Origin of the sequence: Bacillus sp. GMa5/1 (genome assembly GCF_050172015.1) — a bacterium.
Classification (GTDB): domain Bacteria; phylum Bacillota; class Bacilli; order Bacillales; family Bacillaceae_G; genus Bacillus_A; species Bacillus_A cereus.
Map to the genome: position 1 here is coordinate 1 of NZ_JBNLYC010000352.1, position 2185 is coordinate 2185.

Sequence of the window (2185 nt, forward strand, 5' to 3'; positions counted from 1 at the left end):
TTATACGAAAGATTTATTCGGTGATTTTATAAATATAGAAAAAGGAATGAATCAAATTGAAGTTTTTCCTTCTGACATCGGACAAGTGGAAGTGACATACAGGGAGAGATATCTATGAGTAATAATGATTTACACATTTTTGATTTCAAAACAGAACAAATTATTGCAGTAATAAAAGAACAAGACTATTGGGATGATTTACGGAAATGGGAACTAAAAAACAATGTAGATCAATTTGAATTTACGGTTTCAGATGGTACACATAAAGCGGCGAGATTAATGCAACAAAATATAGTGTTAAAGCGTGTTCGTGATGGGTCGTTTGTTTCGTATGTGATAAACGAAAGCGAACAAGATTCTGTAGATCGTTCTAAAAAAATCTATGCGCTCAGTGAACATACAAAACTCAGAAAGGAAAAAGTTATTAAACCACAAACCATTGAATCTTATACAGTAAATCAATGGATGGACTTTGCCTTAGAAGGTACAAAGTGGCAACGTGGTGTAACAGAATATGCAAGTTTTCGTACCATTCATATCAAAGAATTTACAAACCCATTAGACTTACTTAAAACAATAGCAAGTACCTTTGATTTAGAAATTCGATTCCGCACAGAAGTAAAAGGTTCGTTTATCGTTGGTAGATATGTAGATATGGTACGTAAAGTAGGCAGGGACAATGGAAAAGAAATTGTCTTAGGAAAGGATTTACAAAGTATACGCCGTATTGAAAATTCACAAGATGCAATTTCCGCACTAGTTGGGGTTGGACCTTTTAACGAAGAAACAGGTGAGTATCTAACTTTTGAAAAAATAAACGGCGGGAAGTTATACGTGGCTGATGCAGATGCCTTACAACGTTGGACAGAAGATGGTTCACACAAATATGACATCTATAGCCCGCAAACAGAAGATCAAAACATGTCACCTGAAAGATTAAAGCAATTGACGGAAGCAGAACTAAAGAAACGTATTAATAGCACTGTAAAGTATGAAGTAACTCCAATTGCATTAGAAAAGATATTTGGTTTATCTCATGAAAAAGTAAATAAGGGCGATATTGTCCATATCAAAGATACAAAATTTACGCCACCTTTGTTTTTAGAAGCGCGTCTTATCGCAGCGGATGAATGCGATACAAATGCAGCCGATGATAAATATTATTTTGGTGACTTTAAAGAAGTGGAAGATACGAGAAGTCTGTTGGATCGTATGTATGCCCAAGTTATGGGTAGTCTAGCTGGAAAAGCGAACAAAGGCTTGTTAGATAAGTTGGAAGAACTTGTGAAAGAGACAAATGAACAAGTTGATGTTGTGAAAAAGGAATCAGAAGCAGCAAAAAAGTTAGCAGAAAAAGTACAAGAAAACCTTAAAAATTATCAAACAAAAATTATTGAAAGCGTAAAACCACCGACAACCGGTTTAGAAGATGGAAAAACCTTTTGGTTAGATATTTCAAACGGTAAGCCTGGAATCCTCAAATTATGGAAGAATGGCAATTGGGAGTCGGTTGTTCCCGACGTAGAAACAATAAAAAAAGACACGATTGAACAGGTGAGTAAGGATATTAAACTCACAAAAGAAGAATTAAATAAGAAAGTGGAACAAGCGCAAGAAGAAACCACTGGGCAATTTAATACAGTAACAGAGAGTCTTTCGAAAGTTACAAGAACTATTTCTGATGTACAAAGAGATCAAGGTGAAATTGATAAGAAAGTAACTCTGTTTGAACAGGATTCTAATGGATTTAAAACTTCTATTGAATCATTAACGAAAAAGGATACTGAAATTAGTAATAAATTAAATACTGTCGAATCAAATGTGGAAGGTACAAAAAGGGCTATTTCTGATGTGCAACAAACAACAAGTGAACTAAAGAAAACAACTACTGAAATAGAAGAAAAAGCTGGGAAAATCAGTGAGAAGTTAACGAATGTAGAAACAAAGGTTAATAGTGATAAAACTGGTGGACGTAACCTTTTATTAAAATCAAATGTTAAATATGAAAAAACAGACTATCTAATCAATCAATATTCTCTAACTGAAAATTTCTTTGCGGGTGAGGAATATACCTTTGTAATTAAAGGAAGTGTCTCACAAGGGCAGAAATTTGGAATTTGGCAGAATGGTGGGTCTAGCAATGTTGGATATACAACAAGTGTTTACGCTAATGGAATAACTTATG

The 2185-nt window shown here is 34.2% G+C and carries 2 protein-coding genes; both read left to right on the plus strand.

From position 1 onward, the window contains the following. Positions 1-118, plus strand: a 118-nt coding sequence (locus ACQGSG_RS28505) for a phage distal tail protein (protein ID WP_426948664.1), incomplete at its 5' end; no start/stop codon positions are given. After that, positions 115-2185: phage tail spike protein (locus ACQGSG_RS28510; RefSeq protein ID WP_426948662.1), on the plus strand; the 2071-nt coding region annotated here is incomplete at its 3' end. The genes ACQGSG_RS28505 and ACQGSG_RS28510, both read left to right, overlap by 4 nt.